General features: G+C 63.8%; 21 protein-coding genes. 11 read left to right on the top strand and 10 right to left on the bottom strand.

Annotated features, from left to right (window positions below; genetic code table 11):
• Nucleotides 1-12 precede the first annotated feature (12 nt).
• Nucleotides 13-873 carry a PHP domain-containing protein gene (locus ACNFHO_RS05890; protein ID WP_054891949.1) on the bottom strand — a complete coding sequence of 287 codons (861 nt, stop codon included), beginning with the start codon at nucleotides 871-873 and terminating at the stop codon, nucleotides 13-15.
• A gap of 67 nt (nucleotides 874-940) precedes the next feature.
• On the opposite strand from ACNFHO_RS05890, the gene ACNFHO_RS05895 reads away from it, so the two are divergent.
• The 4 genes from ACNFHO_RS05895 to ACNFHO_RS05910 all read left to right on the top strand — a co-directional run bounded on the left by ACNFHO_RS05895 (nucleotide 941) and on the right by ACNFHO_RS05910 (nucleotide 3,045).
• Nucleotides 941-1,537, top strand: a complete 597-nt coding sequence (locus ACNFHO_RS05895) for a septation protein A (protein WP_112898890.1) — start codon at nucleotides 941-943, stop codon at nucleotides 1,535-1,537.
• A gap of 1 nt (nucleotide 1,538) precedes the next feature.
• Nucleotides 1,539-1,838, top strand: a complete 300-nt coding sequence (locus tag ACNFHO_RS05900) for a YciI family protein (protein WP_050706755.1) — start codon at nucleotides 1,539-1,541, stop codon at nucleotides 1,836-1,838.
• Nucleotides 1,839-1,970: 132 nt separating this feature from the next.
• Nucleotides 1,971-2,360, top strand: a complete 390-nt coding sequence (locus ACNFHO_RS05905; protein ID WP_054891951.1) for a hypothetical protein — start codon at nucleotides 1,971-1,973, stop codon at nucleotides 2,358-2,360.
• Between the two features lie 7 nt (nucleotides 2,361-2,367).
• Complete coding sequence (locus ACNFHO_RS05910; RefSeq protein ID WP_054891952.1) at nucleotides 2,368-3,045, top strand: response regulator transcription factor; 678 nt, start codon at nucleotides 2,368-2,370, stop codon at nucleotides 3,043-3,045.
• A 35-nt stretch (nucleotides 3,046-3,080) separates the two neighbouring features.
• Here ACNFHO_RS05910 and ACNFHO_RS05915 read toward each other — a convergent pair whose 3' ends face one another.
• On the bottom strand, nucleotides 3,081-3,296 hold the full coding sequence (locus ACNFHO_RS05915) for a DUF1127 domain-containing protein (protein WP_151925549.1): 216 nt from the start codon (nucleotides 3,294-3,296) through the stop codon (nucleotides 3,081-3,083).
• Between the two features lie 96 nt (nucleotides 3,297-3,392).
• On the opposite strand from ACNFHO_RS05915, the gene ACNFHO_RS05920 reads away from it, so the two are divergent.
• Nucleotides 3,393-4,244, top strand: a complete 852-nt coding sequence (locus ACNFHO_RS05920) for a LysR substrate-binding domain-containing protein (RefSeq protein WP_416765606.1) — start codon at nucleotides 3,393-3,395, stop codon at nucleotides 4,242-4,244.
• Nucleotides 4,245-4,250: 6 nt separating this feature from the next.
• Here ACNFHO_RS05920 and ACNFHO_RS05925 read toward each other — a convergent pair whose 3' ends face one another.
• Nucleotides 4,251-5,000, bottom strand: a complete 750-nt coding sequence (locus ACNFHO_RS05925; RefSeq protein ID WP_414155821.1) for a sulfite exporter TauE/SafE family protein — start codon at nucleotides 4,998-5,000, stop codon at nucleotides 4,251-4,253.
• Nucleotides 5,001-5,116: 116 nt separating this feature from the next.
• On the opposite strand from ACNFHO_RS05925, the gene ACNFHO_RS05930 reads away from it, so the two are divergent.
• The 3 genes from ACNFHO_RS05930 to ACNFHO_RS05940 all read left to right on the top strand — a co-directional run bounded on the left by ACNFHO_RS05930 (nucleotide 5,117) and on the right by ACNFHO_RS05940 (nucleotide 7,139).
• A complete protein-coding gene (locus tag ACNFHO_RS05930; RefSeq protein WP_416765607.1) occupies nucleotides 5,117-6,070 on the top strand; it encodes a LysR family transcriptional regulator in 954 nt (317 codons plus the stop codon).
• Nucleotides 6,071-6,127: 57 nt separating this feature from the next.
• Nucleotides 6,128-6,583 carry a MarR family winged helix-turn-helix transcriptional regulator gene (locus ACNFHO_RS05935; RefSeq protein WP_054891956.1) on the top strand — a complete coding sequence of 152 codons (456 nt, stop codon included), beginning with the start codon at nucleotides 6,128-6,130 and terminating at the stop codon, nucleotides 6,581-6,583.
• Nucleotides 6,584-6,710: 127 nt separating this feature from the next.
• Entirely contained in the window at nucleotides 6,711-7,139 is a 429-nt protein-coding gene (locus ACNFHO_RS05940) for an organic hydroperoxide resistance protein (RefSeq protein WP_063545725.1), read from the top strand.
• 61 nt (nucleotides 7,140-7,200) lie between these two features.
• Here ACNFHO_RS05940 and efp read toward each other — a convergent pair whose 3' ends face one another.
• On the bottom strand, nucleotides 7,201-7,770 hold the full coding sequence (gene efp / locus ACNFHO_RS05945; protein WP_028691737.1) for an elongation factor P: 570 nt from the start codon (nucleotides 7,768-7,770) through the stop codon (nucleotides 7,201-7,203).
• A gap of 48 nt (nucleotides 7,771-7,818) precedes the next feature.
• Nucleotides 7,819-8,949: an elongation factor P maturation arginine rhamnosyltransferase EarP gene (gene earP, locus ACNFHO_RS05950; protein ID WP_416765609.1), complete on the bottom strand. Its 1,131-nt coding sequence runs from the start codon at nucleotides 8,947-8,949 to the stop codon at nucleotides 7,819-7,821.
• A gap of 143 nt (nucleotides 8,950-9,092) precedes the next feature.
• Between earP and ACNFHO_RS05955 the strand changes: the two genes are divergently transcribed.
• Together ACNFHO_RS05955 and ACNFHO_RS05960 are read left to right on the top strand one after the other, a co-directional pair.
• Entirely contained in the window at nucleotides 9,093-9,479 is a 387-nt protein-coding gene (locus ACNFHO_RS05955) for a hypothetical protein (protein ID WP_054891959.1), read from the top strand.
• Between the two features lie 2 nt (nucleotides 9,480-9,481).
• Nucleotides 9,482-9,964 carry a GreA/GreB family elongation factor gene (locus tag ACNFHO_RS05960; RefSeq protein ID WP_063545727.1) on the top strand — a complete coding sequence of 161 codons (483 nt, stop codon included), beginning with the start codon at nucleotides 9,482-9,484 and terminating at the stop codon, nucleotides 9,962-9,964.
• Nucleotides 9,965-9,973: 9 nt separating this feature from the next.
• On the opposite strand, the gene ACNFHO_RS05965 is transcribed toward ACNFHO_RS05960, so the two are convergent.
• Entirely contained in the window at nucleotides 9,974-10,906 is a 933-nt protein-coding gene (locus ACNFHO_RS05965; RefSeq protein ID WP_416765611.1) for a LysR family transcriptional regulator, read from the bottom strand.
• Between the two features lie 121 nt (nucleotides 10,907-11,027).
• Between ACNFHO_RS05965 and ACNFHO_RS05970 the strand changes: the two genes are divergently transcribed.
• Nucleotides 11,028-11,777 (top strand): 3-oxoacyl-ACP reductase family protein, encoded by a 750-nt coding sequence (locus ACNFHO_RS05970; RefSeq protein WP_054891962.1) that lies wholly within the window; start codon nucleotides 11,028-11,030, stop codon nucleotides 11,775-11,777.
• A gap of 34 nt (nucleotides 11,778-11,811) precedes the next feature.
• Here the strand turns inward: ACNFHO_RS05970 and ACNFHO_RS05975 are convergent, their stop codons facing one another.
• Genes ACNFHO_RS05975 through ACNFHO_RS05990 form a run of 4 tightly spaced genes read right to left on the bottom strand, consistent with a single transcriptional unit; the run spans nucleotide 11,812 to nucleotide 16,528 of the window.
• A complete protein-coding gene (locus ACNFHO_RS05975) occupies nucleotides 11,812-13,158 on the bottom strand; it encodes a TolC family outer membrane protein (RefSeq protein WP_416765613.1) in 1,347 nt (448 codons plus the stop codon).
• Nucleotides 13,159-13,168: 10 nt separating this feature from the next.
• Nucleotides 13,169-14,461 carry an HlyD family type I secretion periplasmic adaptor subunit gene (locus ACNFHO_RS05980; RefSeq protein WP_112898898.1) on the bottom strand — a complete coding sequence of 431 codons (1,293 nt, stop codon included), beginning with the start codon at nucleotides 14,459-14,461 and terminating at the stop codon, nucleotides 13,169-13,171.
• A complete protein-coding gene (locus ACNFHO_RS05985; RefSeq protein ID WP_416765616.1) occupies nucleotides 14,458-16,179 on the bottom strand; it encodes a type I secretion system permease/ATPase in 1,722 nt (573 codons plus the stop codon). The genes ACNFHO_RS05980 and ACNFHO_RS05985 overlap by 4 nt, the downstream gene beginning before the upstream one ends.
• A gap of 37 nt (nucleotides 16,180-16,216) precedes the next feature.
• Nucleotides 16,217-16,528, bottom strand: coding sequence for an AprI/Inh family metalloprotease inhibitor (locus ACNFHO_RS05990; protein ID WP_416765618.1), 312 nt, complete (start codon nucleotides 16,526-16,528; stop codon nucleotides 16,217-16,219).
• Between the last annotated feature and the right edge of the window lie 83 nt (nucleotides 16,529-16,611).

A 16,611-nucleotide genomic window follows, 5' to 3' on the forward strand; every position in this document is an offset into this window, starting at 1 on the left:
TAATCGTCCTGTTCATACCGCCATAGGCTGTTCATGGCTGAATCGGCGCCACAGAGGTGGCAGGTCCTCGGGCAATGGCCGGTAGGCACCGATCTCGCCCCAGGTGCCGGGGCCGTGGAAGTCACTGCCAGCGCTTGCCAGCAGGCCGAACTCACGGGTAAGGATGGACATCGTGCCCACTTGCTCGGGCGGCATCATGCCATTGACCACTTCAAGCGCCTGCCCTCCCGCTTGAATATAGTCGGCGATCAGGCGTCTGCGCTTGCTACGCGTCAGTTCATAGTGCATGGGATGGGCCAGGCTCACCCAAGCGTTGGACTGGCGAAGGGTCGCGACAGTTTCCTCGAGTGTCGGCCAATGCAACTTGACGTCACCCAGCTTGCCGGCGCCCAGCCATTTGCGGAACGCCTCGCCGCGGTCCTTGACATGCCCCGCACGCACCAGGAATTCGGCAAAATGCGGGCGCGCCGGCGCGTTGCCGCTGTCGCCCAGCTCCTGCTGCACGGCGCGCGCGCCCTCGAGCGCATCGGGCATGCCCTTGCCCGCCAGGCGCCTGGCGATGTCTTCGGCGCGCAGCCAGCGACCACGGTGCAATTGCTCGATGGCCTCCAACAGTGGCGGCGCATCGAGGGGAAAGTTGTAACCCAGCACATGGATGGTCGCACCGCCCCAGGTGCAGGAAAGCTCCACCCCGCTGACCCATTGCATGCCCAGGTCAAGACACGCCTGGCGCGCCTCGGGGAGCCCTTCGAGGGTATCGTGATCGGTCAGCGCCAGCGTGCGCACCCCGTGCTCGTGGGCGCGGGCGACCAGTGCCGTGGGCGACAGGGCGCCGTCGGAGGCCGTGCTGTGACAGTGCAGATCAACATTCATGGAGGAGCGCTTTCGCCGGAATCGATGTTTGTTATTATGCCGTCACATCCCGCTTCTGGCTGCCATTGTGAAACAATTCATCGATTTCATCCCGCTGCTGCTGTTCTTCATCGTCTACAAGCTGGACCCGCGCCCGGTCGAATTTGCCGGACAAAGCTTCGAGTTCGGCGGCATCTACAGTGCCACGGCGATGCTCATCATCAGCTCCGTGGTGGTCTACGGCGCGCTGTTCCTGCGCCATCGCAAGCTCGAAAAGGGCCAGTTGCTGACGCTGGTGGCCTGCCTTGTGTTCGGCGGCCTCACCCTGGCCTTCCACAGCGAAACCTTCCTCAAGTGGAAAGCGCCGGTGGTCAACTGGTTGTTCGCGCTGGCCTTCGCCGGCAGCCACTTCATCGGCGATCGGGTATTGATCAAACGCATCATGGGCCATGCCCTGACACTCCCGGAAACAATCTGGACCCGCCTGAACCTGGCCTGGATCCTGTTCTTCCTGGTCTGCGGCGCAGCCAACCTGTTCGTCGCCTTCACGTTCCAGGAGTTCTGGGTCGACTTCAAGGTCTTCGGCAGCCTGGGCATGACCGTGATCTTCCTGGTGGCCCAGGGCGTGTACCTGTCGCGCCACCTGCACGACACCGACCCTTCCACCCCTAAGCCCAAGGATTGACATGCTCTACGCCATCATCGCCAGCGACGTCGAAAACTCCCTGGAAAAACGCCTGGCTGCACGCCCTGCGCACATCGAGCGCCTGCAGCAGCTCAAGGCCGAAGGCCGTGTAGTCCTGGCCGGCCCGCATCCGGCCATCGACAGCAACGATCCCGGCGCTGCCGGCTTCAGCGGTAGCCTGATCGTCGCCGAATTCGACTCCCTTGCCGCCGCACAGGCCTGGGCCGACGCCGACCCGTACATCGCAGCAGGCGTATACGAGAAGGTGGTGGTCAAACCGTTCAAGCAAGTGCTGCCCTGAGCCTGATAGGGCCTGTTCGCGGGCAAGCCTTCACGACGACTTGCACGCGAACAGGCCCAGGCAATCCCCGGATTCATCTATTGCGACCCACTGCCGACAACCTTCTGAATCGAACAAGAATCAGGAGTACCGATGCGCCAAGGTCCGATGTCCCTGCTGCTTTTCTGCCTGTTGCTGCTCTCCCCCCTCGCCCTCGCCGAACAGCCTCTGTCGCTGGAAGCCGGTGCGCGCATCACCGAGCTGCAGCAACGTCTGGAGGAAAGCGAGAAACAGCGCGCTGCACTGAGCAAACAGCTGCAAAATGCCGACAGCGCCCGGGAAAGCACCCAACTCGAACGCCTGCGCCAGGACAACCAGCGCCTGCAGGCTACGGTGGAAAAACTGCAGACCACCAGCCCCCTACGCCTGCTTACCGACCAGCAGCAATGGTTCCTGATCGGATCGGTCGTTGCACTGTTGTCGGCAGTCTGCGGTATCTTAGCCAGCGGCGGACACAGAAGACGCCGACAATGGTTGAATTGAGTGAGTCATGAGCGAGCTGTTACTGATTGATGATGACCAGGAGTTGTGCGAGCTGCTCGGTAGCTGGCTGACTCAGGAGGGCTTTGCGGTCCGCGCCTGCCACGACGGCGAGAGCGCGCGCCAGGCCCTGGCCGCCCACGCCCCGGCGGCGGTGGTGCTGGATGTGATGCTGCCCGATGGCAGCGGCCTGGAGCTGCTCAAGCAACTGCGCAGCGACCACGCCGAACTGCCGGTATTGATGCTGTCGGCCCGTGGCGAACCCCTGGACCGTATCCTGGGCCTGGAGCTGGGTGCCGACGATTACCTGGCCAAACCCTGCGACCCGCGTGAGCTGACCGCTCGCTTGCGTGCCGTGCTGCGCCGCAGTCATCCGGCGGCGCCCAGCACCCAGATCGAGATCGGCGACCTGGCCTTCAGCCCCGTGCGCGGGGTAGTCAGCATCGATCAGCGCGAGATGAGCCTGACACTCTCCGAGAGCCGCATCCTCGAAGCCCTGCTGCGCCAACCCGGCGAGCCATTGGACAAGCAGGAACTGGCGCAGATCGGCCTGGGCCGCAAACTGACGCTCTATGACCGCAGCCTGGACATGCACGTCAGCAACCTGCGCAAGAAGATCGGCCCCCACGCCGATGGCCGTCCACGCATCGTCGCCCTGCGCAGCCGCGGCTACTACTACAGCCTGTAAACGCTGCGGGGCGGCCATGCCCCGCAGCGACGCCTTCACTTGCGCAATGGATCGTCCCAGAACGGACGCTCCACCTCCTGCAGGGTATCTGCCCGACTCAACCCCAGATCGTGCAGCGCATCGTCGCTGAGGCTGGCCAATTGCCGGCGCTGGCGGTACAGCTGCTGCCAGCGCAGCAGTCGCTCAAGCGCCTGCGCAAGCAGTTGGCCCAAGGAGAAGGGAGTGTGGGTAAAACCGACATGACCTTTCATCGTGAAGCCCTCCGTGTGAGTGGCTTCAGTCTCGCGCCAGGCTTAGGATCAATCCAACGAATGTTTCTTATGTCTTGCATCTGGAGAATTGATGCAATGTCCACCTACCAGAGCCTCGACGCCGAGGTCTTGCGCACCTTCGTTGCGATCGCCGAACAAGGCGGTTTCACCCGTGCCGGGGAGGTCGTCAACCGTACCCAGTCGGCCGTGAGCATGCAGATGAAACGCCTGGAGGAAGACATCCTCCAGCGCCAGTTGTTCGAGCGCGACGGACGCCAGGTGCGCCTGACCGCCGAGGGCCAGGTGCTGCTCGGTTATGCCCGGCGCATCCTCAAGCTGCACGGCGAGGTGTTCAACACCTTGCGCATGCCACACATGGTCGGCTTAGTGCGCATCGGTACACCGGACGACTACGCCATGCGCTTTCTGCCGGCGATACTCACCAGCTTCGCCAGCAGCTATCCACTGATCCAGGTAGAGGTGCATTGCGAGCCATCGAAGCAATTGATGCTGCGCCAGGACCTTGACCTGACGATCATCACCCGCGAGCCAGGTGCCGAGGTGGGCCAACTGCTGCGCCAGGAACGCCTGGTATGGGCCGCTGCCAAGGGCTTCTGCCCCCACGAACAGCGCCCGATACCCCTGGCGATGTTCAACACCGACTGTTTCTGCCGCTCCTGGGCCTGCAACGCCCTCGAACATCAGGGGATCGATTACCGCATCGCCTACACAAGTCCGAGCCTGGCGGCGATCTTTGCCATCGTCGGCGCGGGTTTGGCGGTTACGGCCCAGTTGCAGAGCCTGATCGGCGACTCGCTGTGCATTCTCGGCGAAGACCAGGGCCTGCCGCAGTTGCCGATGGCCAATGTGATGCTGGTGCGCAATGCGCAAAGCCATTCGCCGATCACCGACTGCATGGCCGACTATGTGATCGACGGTTTCAGGTAAAGGTTGTCAGAGCTCCAGGCCCAGCATCACCGCACAGACGATCAGAAACACGCAGAACAGCGTACGCAGCACTTTCTCGGGCAGCGCATGGGCCAGCTTCACGCCCCAGCTGATGCTGAGCAATCCGCCTACCGCCAGCGGAATACCGACATGCCAGTCAACGCTGCCATGAACGCCATAGGTGAGCAGCGTCACCATGGTGCTCGGCGCCGCAAGCGCCAGCGACAGGCCCTGAGCCACCACCTGGGTGGTGCCGAACACGCTGGTCAGGATCGGCGTGGCCACTACCGCGCCACCAACGCCGAACAACCCGCCCATGCTACCGGCGAAACAGCCCAGCACACCCAGCCACGGCCAGGGATAACGCAGCTGGCTGCTCGGCGGGCTGGCTTTCATGAACATGCGTGCCACGTTCCACACCGCCAGCGCCACCAGGAATGCGACGAAGCCCAGGCGCATGGAGTGTGCATCGAGCCCTACCGCCCAGATCGAGCCCAGCCAGGCAAAGATGAAGCTGCATAGCGAAAGCGGCACGGCATGGCGCAGCTCGATGCGGTTGCGCTGATGATAGCGCCACAGCGCCAGCAGCACGTTGGGCACCACCATCACCAACGCCGTCCCCTGGGACAGCTGCTGGTCGAGACCGAACAGCACTCCCAGTGCAGGAATCGCAATCAACCCGCCGCCGATCCCGAACAGGCCGCCCATGGTGCCCAGCGCCGCGCCCAAAACGATGTACATCAACCACTCGATCATCAGTGCCTCATTCGACTGCATTCTCAATCCAGGCATGCTACCCAGTGGAGGCTGGCAGGGAAACGCACAGCAGCGCACAATGGCTTTGCGTTTTACGCACAAGCATGGGAAGGGTCATGAGTCCAGATATCCTCACCGAACAACTGAGTCTGTTTCTCGATGTACTCGAAACCGGCAGCTTCTCGGCGGCCGCGCGCCGTCACCCCTTGACGCCTTCGGCAGTCGCCCGACGCATCGACAACCTGGAAAACGCCGTGGGCAGCCGCCTGTTCGTGCGCAGCACCCATGCCGTGCGCCCGACTCCGGCAGGCAATGCCTTCGCCGAGCGCGCCCGGCGCATCATAGAGGAACTGCGCCTGGCACGGGCCGAAGCGGTATCCCTGAGCAATGCCCCGGAAGGCCTGATCCGCATGGATGCCCCTGCAGCCTTCGGCCGCCGCCACCTGGCGCCAGCGATCGCGGACTTCCTGGTGGCTTACCCCGGGCTCGATGTGCAACTGCGCCTGATCGACAGCTTCGTCGACATGCACGGCAGCCACCTGGGCGAGGTCGACCTGGTGCTGCGTGCAGGCCCTCTGGCCGACACACGTCTGGTCGCCACGCCGCTGGCCTACATGGTGCGCATCGCCTGCGCCAGCCCGGCCTACCTGGCCGCCAGAGGGGTGCCCACCTGCCCAAGCGAACTGCCGCAGCACGACGGCCTGGACTGGGATGGCCTGGCACCACCGTTCGCCTGGCGCTTCGCCGTCGACGGCCAGGTGCGCCTGTACCGCCCGGCACGCCTGCGCATGACCGCCAACAACGCCGAAACCCTGCTGTTCGGCGCCCTCGCCGGCCTCGGCATCGCCCATCTCCCCACCTGGCTGGTCAGCGAATACCTGCTGCGCGGTGAACTGCTGCCGCTGTTCTGCGAAAACGGCCTGCCCGAACCGGAAACCACCGGTATCTATGCACTACGACTCGAACATGAAACGAACTCTCGCAGCCGCTTGCTGCTCGAATTCCTCAAGAGCCGCTTCAGTCCTGTCCCTCCCTGGGACCTGGCGCTACGCAGTGGACTGCGTGGTTGATGAGCGCGCTAACGATCAGCGTGCTAGATTCTTAACTGAACTCATTCAAGGACCTGCATGAACGCCGACATCAAAGCCCCCTGCGACGAGCTGCTGCTGGACAATCAGGTGTGCTTCGCCCTGCACTCCACCTCGTTGCTGATGACCAAGGTCTACAAACCCTTGTTGCAGGCCCTGGGCCTCACCTATCCGCAATACCTGGCCATGCTCGTGCTGTGGGAGCAGGACGGCCTGACCGTAGGCGAAATCAGCCAGCGCCTGTTGACCGACCCCGGTTCGCTCACCCCGCTGCTCAAGCGCCTGGAAAGCGAAGGCCTGCTCAAGCGCACCCGCAGCCGCGAGGATGAGCGCGTGGTGCTGGTGCAACTGACCGACAAGGGCCGTGATTTGCGCGACGAGGCCAGCAAGGTGCCGCACTGCATCCTGGAAGCCTCCGGGCGCACGGTGGAACGCTTGCAGAAGCTGCAGGCCGAACTGCTCGACCTGCGCAACAGCCTGCAAAAAAGCCTCTGAGGACTATGCTGTGAAAGCCTGTCGGACGAATGGTCGAAAATTTATCTTGCGCACTAAATGATTGTGCGCTAATTTAAACCCATACCCACCCAGCGCCAAGGCGCACAGCACACAAGCGAGGCTCAAGATGCAAAAGGTCACTCCCCTGTACATCGCAGAAGCCACCTCCACTGGTGGTCGCGACGGCAAATCCCGCTCCAGCGACGGCAAGCTCGAAGTCAAGCTGAGCACCCCTAAAGAACTGGGCGGTGCTGGCGGTGAAGGCACCAACCCCGAGCAGATGTTCGCTGCCGGCTACTCGGCCTGCTTCATCGGCGCACTGAAGTTCGTCGCCGGCCAGGAGAAGAAAGCCCTGCCTGCCGACGCCTCGATCACCGCCAAGGTCGGTATCGGCCAGATCCCCGGTGGTTTCGGCCTGGACATCGACCTGCACATCAACCTGCCGGGCCTGGCCCAGGCAGATGCCGAAGCCCTGGTGGAGAAGGCGCACAAAGTCTGCCCATACTCCAACGCCACCCGCGGCAATGTCGATGTGCGCCTGCACGTGACGGTCTGAGTAAACGCCAGACACAAAAAAACCCGGCCAAGGCCGGGTTTTTTTGTGGGTCGCAAGAAGATTACTTCTTGGAACGGCCCTTGAAGCTGTTGTCGCGAGTGTCGATGTCGATCCACTCGTCGATCTGGATGAAGTCAGCTACCGAAATCTCGGTACCGTTCTTCAGCTTGGCAGGCTTCATGACCTTGCCCGAGGTATCGCCGCGAGCAGCGTTCTCGGTGTAGACAACCTGACGGCTGATGGTGGTCGGCAGCTCAACCGATACCAGGCGGCCTTCGAAGAAGACGGCTTCGCAGACATCTTCCATGCCTTCTTCGATGTACGGGAGAACGGCGTCGATGTCTTCGGCGTTCAGCTCGTACATGGTGTAGTCGGTGGTGTCCATGAAGGTGTACGAGTCACCGCTGATGAACGACAGGGTCGCTTCTTTGCGATCCAGGATCACGTCGTCCAGCTTGTCGTCCGCACCGTAGACGGTTTCGGTCTTGTAGCCGGTCAGCAGGTTCTTCAGCTTGGTCTTCATGATCGCGCTGTTACGGCCCGACTTGGTGAATTCCGCTTTCTGGACCAGCCACGGGTCGTTGTCGATCCGCAGTACGGTACCGGGTTTCAGCTCTTTACCAGTTTTCATTACGAAGTATCCGAATCTGGATGGATTTATAAAAATCGAGGCCGCATATCATATCCAATTTCGATAAAACTGTACCAGCGCTGTGGCAAGGTCCGGCCGAGTGGCCTGTTCCAGGCACCATTGCCGGGCATGCATCTGCAGTTGCGGCCAGTGTTTCAGCACCCCGCGCCAGGCCTCGCCCATGTCACGATCCATGTTCCAGGCACGCCACAACGCCACCAGTGCATCTGCGGCATCGTCCGACAGCCCCTGTCGATAGATCTTGAGAAAAGCCTCGAGCTTTTCCCAGTGAGCGTTCTCCTCTTGCACGTAGATGTGCCACAGCAGAGGGCGCCCGGCCCACTGGGCACGCACGAAGGAATCCTCGCCGCGCACGGCATTGAAGTCGCAACACCAGAGGATACGGTCATAGTCGTCCTGGCTGACGAATGGCAGCACCTGCAAGGTCAGCGCCCCGCGCTGGCGCAACTCGCCCACGGCCGGTTGTTCACCCAGCCACGCATGCAGGTCGGACAGGATTCGACCTTCGGGGACCAGCAGGTGGGTGGGCTGATCGTCTGCCGCCAGGGCTTCCAGCCAATGGCCCAACTGCGCGTTCTCGTAGGCGAACAACGACATCAGTCGCGCCTCGGGCGCAGGTTTCACGCCGAGGCCGGCAAGGAATGCCTTGCGCGCGGCAGCATCCTGCTCGAACGCAGCACGCTTGCCCAGCAGTTCGCCTTCACGCAGCAAGCCGCCGGTATTGGCGGTGAAGCCCGGGAAGAAAAACACTTTGCGCAGGCCATTGGGTTGGGGCGACGGTAGCCCATGACACCCCTCGACCCAGTCTTCGGCGCTCAGGTATTCGAGGTTCAGCCACAACGCTGGTGTCGAGCGCTCGGCCAGGGCTTCGACATAGGCCGCCGGTAGTTGGCAACCGAAGGCACCGATGACCACCTCGGCGGTTTCGCATGCGGGCCAATCGACCGGCCAATGGCATACCTCGACCCCTTGCTGATATTGCCGCGCGGCCTGTGGATCAGCCTCCGGGCACAGGCGTGCGAACGCGTGCAGGTCGTCCACCCAAAGGCGCACGGTCAACGCATGCTCATCGGCGAGCTGGCGCGCCAGGCGCCAGGTGACGCCAATATCGCCGTAGTTGTCGACGACTGTGCAGAAAATGTCCCAGGTGGCTTTCACGACCACTCCCCTCGCAGCGCAGAAAACCATGGATTGTGCGGATAAAACGGCACCGACAAAAGCGCTACCCGCACCCGGCAACAAAACAAATCGCACAGCCATGCGACAATGGCCCCTCGATCGACCCCTGCCAGGAGGCCACGATGCCCCGTCGCCGCGAACTGAAGATCACCCTGAACCCTTTGCAGTTGATTGTCTGCGTGGCCTTCGGCCTGTGGCTCGGCGCCGTCGCCATCGCTTTAAGCCTGTGGCTGGCCTGGCAGTTGTGGCCACAGCAGGTCGAGCCACTGGCCCAGGCAGTGGCTCCGGCACGCAGCGCCCCCGCCCCAGTTGCCCCGCCGCAACCGGCCGACGCGCAGCAGGCAATGTTCGAGCGCTACAAGGAGATCCTGAACACGCAGCAAGCTCAACAGGCCATCGAGGCCAACCCGCGCAACCTGAACAACCCCAAATGCCAGTTCTGGCTACAGCAGAACCGCAATGCACCGACCGACAAGAGCCAGGCCAACGTGCTGGAGTTCTGTCGCTGACCATGGACAAGCCAACCCTGCTCGCACGCATCATCGACACCCTAGAGCACGACATGGAGGTGCTGCGCCGCGCCGCCCAGACCGCCTACGAAACCGCCACCGCCGAAGAGAACATCGCCGAGAACAAGTACGACACCCTGGGGCTCGAGGCCTCCTACCTCGCCACCGGCCAGGCGCGCCGTACCGCCGAAATCCGCCAGGCGCTGCTGAGCTACCAGCAGTTGCTGCTGCGCGACTACGATCCGGCGCGCGGCATCCAGCTGAGCAACCGGGTAACGCTTGAAGATGAGCAAGGTCGCCAGCAGTTGCTGTTTCTCGGCCCCGAGGGCGCCGGACTGAAAATCGGCGAAGGTGCTGGGCTGGTGACCGTGATCACCCCGCGCTCGCCGCTGGGCAAGCAGTTGATCGGCAAGAAACTCGATGACGAAGTAAGCCTGGTGCTCGCCGGGGTGGCGCAGGTGCAGTACGTAGTCGAAGTCGACTGACGGCAGAATTCAGGCGCCTGCCATCGCATCGAACTGCTTCGCCAACCCCCGCGCCTCGAAACACGCCAGCAGATAGTCGATGAACGCGCGGGTCTTGCCCGGCAGCAGCTTGCGCTCAGCGTAGTAGACGCTGACGCTGCCATCGTCCACATACCAGTCCGGCAACACCCGGCACAGGCGTTTGCTGGCCAAGTACGGCACGGCGAACGGCATGCTCACCAAGGCAACGCCCAGCCCTTGCTCCGCCGCAGCACAGGCTGCATCCGAGTCGCTCATGGTCATCGCCTGGCGCAGGTGCAGCGGGCGCTGCTCCTGGTTGCGGCTGGTCAGCGGCCAGGAGCGCACTCGCCCGGTCTGCGGGGAACGGATCAGGATGCCGTCGTGCTGGGGTAGTTGTTCCGGCATCTGGATCGGCGCGTGCCGCTGCAGGTACTCAGGCGCCGCTACCAAGACTCGGTGTGCAGGCGCCAGCTTGCGCGCAACGACACCCGGCGGAAGGTCGAAGCCGCCGCCAATCGCCGCATCGAACCCTTGGCCGATGAGGTCGACCTGGCGGTTGTCGAAATGCCAGTCCGGGGTGATCGCCGGGTATCGGCGCAGGAACTCTCCCAGCAACGGCAGCACGTACAAACGCCCGAACACGATGCCCATGCTGACCCGCAGCACCCCGGCCGGTTGACCTTCGCTACTGGCCAGGTTGGCCACAGCGTACTGGATGCTGCGAAAACTCTCGCTCACCTCACCCAGAAAGCGTTGCCCGGCCTCGGTCAGGGTCAGTTTGCGCGTACTGCGCTGGAACAGGCGCACACCCAGGCGAGATTCCAACTGGGCGACGTTCTTGCCCACCGCCGCAGGTGTGATGGACAGACGCCGGGCGGCCTCGGCGAAGCTGCCGACCTCGGCACTGGTGATGAAGCACTCAAGGCTGCTGAAGGATTCCATAAACGATTCCCAACCAGAAGTTCACTCTGATGATAGTGATTGCGATCTTATCAGCAGGTAATCACCCGTCGATACTGACCCCATCCAAGGCACACCGCCTTGCTCGCTTCAGGAGAGCAGCATGTCCCACGTATCGAACCTCGAAGGCAAAGTCGCCCTGGTCCAGGGTGGTTCCCGCGGCATCGGCGCCGCCATCGTCCGGCGCCTGGCCCGCGAAGGCGCACAGGTCGCCTTTACCTATGTCAGCTCCGCTGCCCCCGCGCAGGCCCTGGCTGACGCCATCAACGCCGAGGGTGGTCGCGCCCTGGCCCTGCGCGCCGACAGCGCTGATGCCAGCGCGGTACAGCAAGCGGTGCACGACACCGTCAAAGCCTTCGGCCGCCTCGACATCCTGGTCAACAACGCCGGCGTATTGGCCGTGGCGCCAGTGACCGAATTCGACCTCGGCGACTTCGACCGCATGCTGGCGATCAACGTGCGCAGCGTGTTCGTGGCGAGCCAGGCCGCAGCCCGACACATGGGCCAGGGTGGCCGGATCATCAACATCGGCAGCACCAACGCCGAACGCATGCCGTTCGCAGGCGGCGCGCCCTACGCCATGAGCAAGTCGGCGTTGGTCGGCCTGACCCGCGGCATGGCCCGTGACCTCGGCCCTCAGGGCATCACCGTCAACAATGTGCAGCCTGGCCCGGTGGACACCGACATGAACCCGGCCAGCGGCGAGTTCGCCGACAGCCTGATCCCGTTGATGGCGATCGGACGCTACGGGCATGCCGATGAAATCGCCAGCTTCGTCGCCTACTTGGCAGGGCCTGAGGCTGGCTACATCACCGGCGCCAGCCTGCTGGCCGATGGCGGTTTCGCCGCCTGAGCCCTTGCGACAGGGAGCGGCCCTCTGGCCGCCCCTATCCGCCAGTCGCCACGAAGGCTTCGTCTACCCGCGCCAACTGCGCTTCGCTCAAGGTCCCTGCCTGGTAATGCAGCTTGATCCAGGCCAGCAGGTAGTCGTAGCGCGCCCGCGCCAGGTCACGCCGGGTGGTCGCCAGTTGCTGTTCGGCATTGAGCACATCCAGACTCACCCGCTCGCCGCCCTGCACGCTCTTGCGCGTCGACACCACCAGCGCCTCGGCCGCCTGCAGCGCCCGCTCATAGGCACGCAAGCGACTGGCGCCGGACTCGCAGGCGTTGTATTGCTTGCGCAGCTCGATAAGCGTGTTGCGGGTATTGCCATCCAGTTCGTACTCGGCCTGCTCCAGATGCCGGCTGGCCTGGCGCGTCGAAGCGCTGACGCCACCACCGGCAAACAGCGGCACGCTGATCTCGATACCCACGGTGTTGGTGTCGTAGCGCTGGTTGTAGGTGTTACCACTGTCCGACTCCTGGCGCCGCGAAGTGGCGAAGGCGCTGACCTTGGGCAGGTGCCCGGCGCGATTACGCTCGACTTCGTAGCGCGCCACTTCCAGCGCATGGCGCTGCGAGCCAAGTTGCGGGTTGCTGGCCAGCGCCAGCGATTGCCAGGCCTCATAGCTCGTCGGCGTAACCTGCGGGAAGGCGAAGCCACTGCGCAGCGGCGCCAGCTCATCGATGCGCACAGCCGGCTCGCCGATCAGCGCACCGAGCTCGCGCAATGCGGCATCCTCGTCGTTACGTGCCTGGATTTCCTCGGCATCAGCCAACTCGAAACGTGCCTGGGCCTCAAGGATGTCGGTGCGCGTCCCCTCGCCGGCCTGGAACAGACGCTGGTTCTGCTGGAATTGCTGGCGGTAAGCCTGCTTGCTGGCCACGCTGATAGCTATCTGGTCCCGGGCATACAGGGCCTGGGTGTAGCTGGTCATCACCCGCACCAGCAACTGTTGGCTCTGGTCGCGGAAGCTCTCGTCGGCAAACAGCGCCTGGGCCACCCCCTTGCGGTAGGCGGCATAGGCTTCATAGTCGAACAGCGGTTGCTGGAGGATGAAAGTCGAGCCATAGCTGTCATAGCGCCTGTCTTCGCTCGAACGACGCGAATCACCGAGGTAGCTGGCTTTCGAATCGTTGCGGCCCTTGTTGTAGCTGTAGGAAAGGTTGGGCAGCAGGCCTGCACGGCCGATGGCGCGATACTCCTGGCCTGCCTCGCGGGCCTTGAAGGCGGCGAGGTAGGTTGGATCGCGGCGCAAGGCCTGTTCGTAGACCTGAAACGGCCCCATGCCGGCCTGGGCCAGTGTCGGCAGCAGCACGCAGGCCGCCAGCAGACCGGTTGCAGATGATTTCATCGCAACGTCCTTATTGTTCGGTCAAGGCGCTGCCTGCACGGTCGAGCAGGGGCTTGAACAGGTAGTTGAGCAGCGAGCGCTCGCCAGTGCGCACGAACAGTTCGGCGGGCATGCCCGGACGGATCGACAAGCCCTGCAAACGCGCCAGCGCCTCTTCGCTGACGGTGCTGCGCAGCACGTAGTACGGCTGGCCGCTGCGCTCGTCGAGCAACTGGTCGGCCGATATCAGCGCCACCTCGCCGGTGACCCGTGGCGTGCTGTTCTGGTTGAAGGCCGTGAACAGGATATCGACCGGCAACTGCGGCGCGACCTTGTCCACCAGATTCACCGGCAAGCGCCCCTCCACCTCCAGCGCTGTGCCTTGCGGCACGATCTCCAGCAACGTGTCGCCTGCCCGCACCACCGCACCCTCGGTGTGGACGCCCAGGTTGACGGCGATGCCGTCGGCGGGTGCGAGGATCTCGCTGTGACGCAACTCGAAGCGTGCCGAGTTGAGCTGCTGCTCCAGCGTCGCGGCCTTGACCTGGGCCTCGGCCAGTTGGGTGCGCACCTCTTTCTGGTATTCCTCGCGGCGCTGCTGCAGGTTGAGCCGGGCCTCGACGATGCCTTGCTCCAGGCGCGCGCTGTCGCCCGCGTTCTGCGCCAGGTCACGTTGCACCTGGGACAACTGCCGCTGGTATTCGAGCACCCGATTGCGCGGGATGTAGCCCTCGCCGGCCAGCGGGCGCAGATTGTCCAACTGCTCGCGCAGGGAGTCAGCCTGGGCCTGCAGGTCGCCCCGTGCCCGGCGCATGCCGGCCAGTTGGGCCTGGGAGCCTTCGATGCTGGCCGACACCGCGCCCTGTTCACGGGCCAGGGCCTGGCGACGGCTATCGAACAGCTGGCGCTGACCTTCAACAACCAGGCCGAGTTGCGCATCGGACTCATCCATCAGCTCCGCAGGAAACTGCACCTGCCCCACGTTGTCCCGTTCACCGCGCCAACGCGCAAGGCTGGCCTGGGTCATGCGGTACTGGGCCTGCAGCGCCTCGACATCTGCTTGTACCTGGGTACGATCGAGGCGGAACAGCGGCTCACCCTGGCGCACCACCTGCCCTTCGCTGACCAGAATCCGGCTGACCACCCCGGCAGCCATCGACTGCACTGCCTTGCGCTTGCCCGACACCACCACGGTGCCCTGCACCGCCACGCCCTGATCCAGCGGCGCGAGGCTGGCCCAGGCCATGAATCCGCCAAACCCCAGCAGGGTCAGCAGCCAGCCAAGGCGCACGTAGAAGCGTGCATCGCTCGTCACGCGGCTCATGCACCACCTCCGGCTTGCAGCGGCCGCTGTGCGGTGCCCTGGCCCAGCGCCTGGAGAATATCCCGCGCAGGGCCAAACGCCTGCACGCGCCCGTCGTTCATCACCAGCAACTTGTCAGCCTGGGCCAGCGCCGCGCTGCGATGGGTCACCAACACCACCGTGCGCCCCAGAGCCTTCAACTGGACGATGGCATTGGCCAACGCCGCCTCGCCAAGGCTGTCGAGGTTGGAGTTGGGTTCGTCGAGCACGATCAGACAGGGGCTGCCATAGAGCGCGCGCGCCAGGGCAATGCGTTGCTTCTGGCCGCCAGAGAGGTCGCCACCGCCCTCGCCCAGGCGCGTGTCATACCCCTGCGGCAAGCGCAGGATCAATTCATGCACCCCCGCCAGACGCGCAGCCTCCACCACCTTATGGCCGTCGAGCTCGCCGAATCGGGCGATATTCTCGGCAATGCTGCCACGCAGCAGCTCGATACTTTGCGGCAGATAGCCGATATGCGGACCGAGCGCATCGCGGTCCCACTGGGAAAGCTCGGCGCCATCCAGGCGCACATGGCCCGCCAGCGGTTGCCAGACACCCACCAGCAACCTGGCCAGGGTCGACTTGCCGGAGCCCGAAGCCCCCAGCACCCCCAGCACCTCACCGGGCGCCAGGGCGAAACTGACATGCTGCACCGTGGCGACCCTGCGCCCCGGTGGCCCGCCGCTGACCTGCTCGATGGACAGCTGCCCGTCAGGCGCTGGCAGCGACATTGGCACTGGCGGTTCAGGATGTTCCTGCAGCAAGGTTTCCAGGCGCTTGTAGGCCAAGTGGGCACCGCTCCAGTGCTTCCACACCGCAATGAGCTGGTCGATCGGCGCCAACACCCGGCCCATGAGAATGGAGCCGGCGATCATCATGCCCGGCGTCATCTGGCCCTCGATCACCAGCAGCGCGCCCAGCCCCAGCACCAGCGACTGCAAACACAGGCGCAGGGACTTGCTGGTGGCAGTGATCACTGCCGACGTGTCGCTGGCCCGGTTCTGCAACTCGAGAAAGCGCCCGTGCAAGGCGAACCAGCGCTGGCGCAGCGCGCCGAGCATGCCCATGGCCTGGATGCTTTCGGCGTTGAGCAGTTGGCTGCCGGCCAGGCTGCTCGACTGCTGCTGCAGGCTGCTCGCTTCGGCCAGCGGGCGCTGGGTCAGGCGCTCGTTGAGCATGGCCAGCAGTACCAACAGCAAGGCTCCGGCACTGGCGAGCACACCCAGCCAGACGTTGAACAGGAAAATCACCGCCAGGTACACCGGAAACCAGGGGGCATCGAAGAAGGCGAACAACGCAGGGCCGGTGACGAACTGGCGCACCTGGGTCATGTCGTTCAAGGCCTGGCCAGCGGCGCCATCACCCTGGCGCAAGTTACGTTCGAACGCGGCGCGATAGATGTTCAGGTTGAAGCGCTGTTCCAGTCGATGGCCGACGCGAATCACAATGAAACTGCGCACCGCTTCCAGCACGCCCATATATGCGAAGAAACCCACCACCATCAGCGTCAACATCCACAGGGTGGTTTCATTCTGCGAAGTCAGTACACGGTCGTACACTTGCAGCATATAAATCGACGGCACGAGCATGAGAATATTGATCAACGCAGTAAAACAACCGACGCTGATCAACGTCGATTTGAATTCGCCAAGTGCCGCCCACAAAAGTGCGCCGGGCCTGTTGCTCGGAAGTTTCATGTTTCGCCCTTATTGCCGTTATAACTTGGCCGGGTAATTAATTGTCCACACGCTCCAGCACCACTGCACTGCCGGCGGCTGAAGTCCAGGTGTAGCGACCGGCGCCCTGTCGGCTGAAATGCACCACCGTGCTGCCGTCGCCGCCCACCAGTGCCAGGGTGTCGGGTGTCACCAGCCAACTGCCCGGACGAACCCCGAGCAAGCGCTCGGCGCAGGCCAGGTCGCCGTCAAGCGCGCCCTCGCTGGCCGACAGGCGCAGGGTGCAGGCACTGGCCTGCTGCTGCTGCGGATAAAGCGTCCAGCGCCCGGCCAGTTGCGCGGCGTTGGGGAGTAGCAGGCTGCTCGCCATACCTACCTCGGTCATAGACATCAAGGGAATCGCGCCCAGCGCGATCATTCGTTTGATTGCTCGCATCCATCAACCTCGTGTGG

Source organism: Pseudomonas sp. NY15374 (assembly GCF_048068255.1).
GTDB lineage: Bacteria > Pseudomonadota > Gammaproteobacteria > Pseudomonadales > Pseudomonadaceae > Aquipseudomonas > Aquipseudomonas machongensis.

What these genes read in the sequence shown, in the direction of transcription:
- efp (WP_028691737.1), bottom strand. Translation starts at nt 7,770, where the DNA reads ATGAAAACTGGTAAAGAGCTGAAACCCGGTACCGTACTGCGGATCGAC.
- ACNFHO_RS05955 (WP_054891959.1), top strand. Translation starts at nt 9,093, where the DNA reads ATGCCCCGTCGCCGCGAACTGAAGATCACCCTGAACCCTTTGCAGTTG.
- ACNFHO_RS05935 (WP_054891956.1), top strand. Translation starts at nt 6,128, where the DNA reads ATGAACGCCGACATCAAAGCCCCCTGCGACGAGCTGCTGCTGGACAAT.
- ACNFHO_RS05920 (WP_416765606.1), top strand. Translation starts at nt 3,393, where the DNA reads ATGTCCACCTACCAGAGCCTCGACGCCGAGGTCTTGCGCACCTTCGTT.
- ACNFHO_RS05975 (WP_416765613.1), bottom strand. Translation starts at nt 13,158, where the DNA reads ATGAAATCATCTGCAACCGGTCTGCTGGCGGCCTGCGTGCTGCTGCCG.
- ACNFHO_RS05890 (WP_054891949.1), bottom strand. Translation starts at nt 873, where the DNA reads ATGAATGTTGATCTGCACTGTCACAGCACGGCCTCCGACGGCGCCCTG.
- ACNFHO_RS05980 (WP_112898898.1), bottom strand. Translation starts at nt 14,461, where the DNA reads ATGAGCCGCGTGACGAGCGATGCACGCTTCTACGTGCGCCTTGGCTGG.
- ACNFHO_RS05940 (WP_063545725.1), top strand. Translation starts at nt 6,711, where the DNA reads ATGCAAAAGGTCACTCCCCTGTACATCGCAGAAGCCACCTCCACTGGT.
- ACNFHO_RS05970 (WP_054891962.1), top strand. Translation starts at nt 11,028, where the DNA reads ATGTCCCACGTATCGAACCTCGAAGGCAAAGTCGCCCTGGTCCAGGGT.
- ACNFHO_RS05960 (WP_063545727.1), top strand. Translation starts at nt 9,482, where the DNA reads ATGGACAAGCCAACCCTGCTCGCACGCATCATCGACACCCTAGAGCAC.
- ACNFHO_RS05985 (WP_416765616.1), bottom strand. Translation starts at nt 16,179, where the DNA reads ATGAAACTTCCGAGCAACAGGCCCGGCGCACTTTTGTGGGCGGCACTT.
- ACNFHO_RS05905 (WP_054891951.1), top strand. Translation starts at nt 1,971, where the DNA reads ATGCGCCAAGGTCCGATGTCCCTGCTGCTTTTCTGCCTGTTGCTGCTC.
- ACNFHO_RS05990 (WP_416765618.1), bottom strand. Translation starts at nt 16,528, where the DNA reads ATGGCGAGCAGCCTGCTACTCCCCAACGCCGCGCAACTGGCCGGGCGC.
- ACNFHO_RS05965 (WP_416765611.1), bottom strand. Translation starts at nt 10,906, where the DNA reads ATGGAATCCTTCAGCAGCCTTGAGTGCTTCATCACCAGTGCCGAGGTC.
- ACNFHO_RS05900 (WP_050706755.1), top strand. Translation starts at nt 1,539, where the DNA reads ATGCTCTACGCCATCATCGCCAGCGACGTCGAAAACTCCCTGGAAAAA.
- ACNFHO_RS05925 (WP_414155821.1), bottom strand. Translation starts at nt 5,000, where the DNA reads ATGATCGAGTGGTTGATGTACATCGTTTTGGGCGCGGCGCTGGGCACC.
- ACNFHO_RS05915 (WP_151925549.1), bottom strand. Translation starts at nt 3,296, where the DNA reads ATGAAAGGTCATGTCGGTTTTACCCACACTCCCTTCTCCTTGGGCCAA.
- ACNFHO_RS05910 (WP_054891952.1), top strand. Translation starts at nt 2,368, where the DNA reads ATGAGCGAGCTGTTACTGATTGATGATGACCAGGAGTTGTGCGAGCTG.
- ACNFHO_RS05930 (WP_416765607.1), top strand. Translation starts at nt 5,117, where the DNA reads ATGAGTCCAGATATCCTCACCGAACAACTGAGTCTGTTTCTCGATGTA.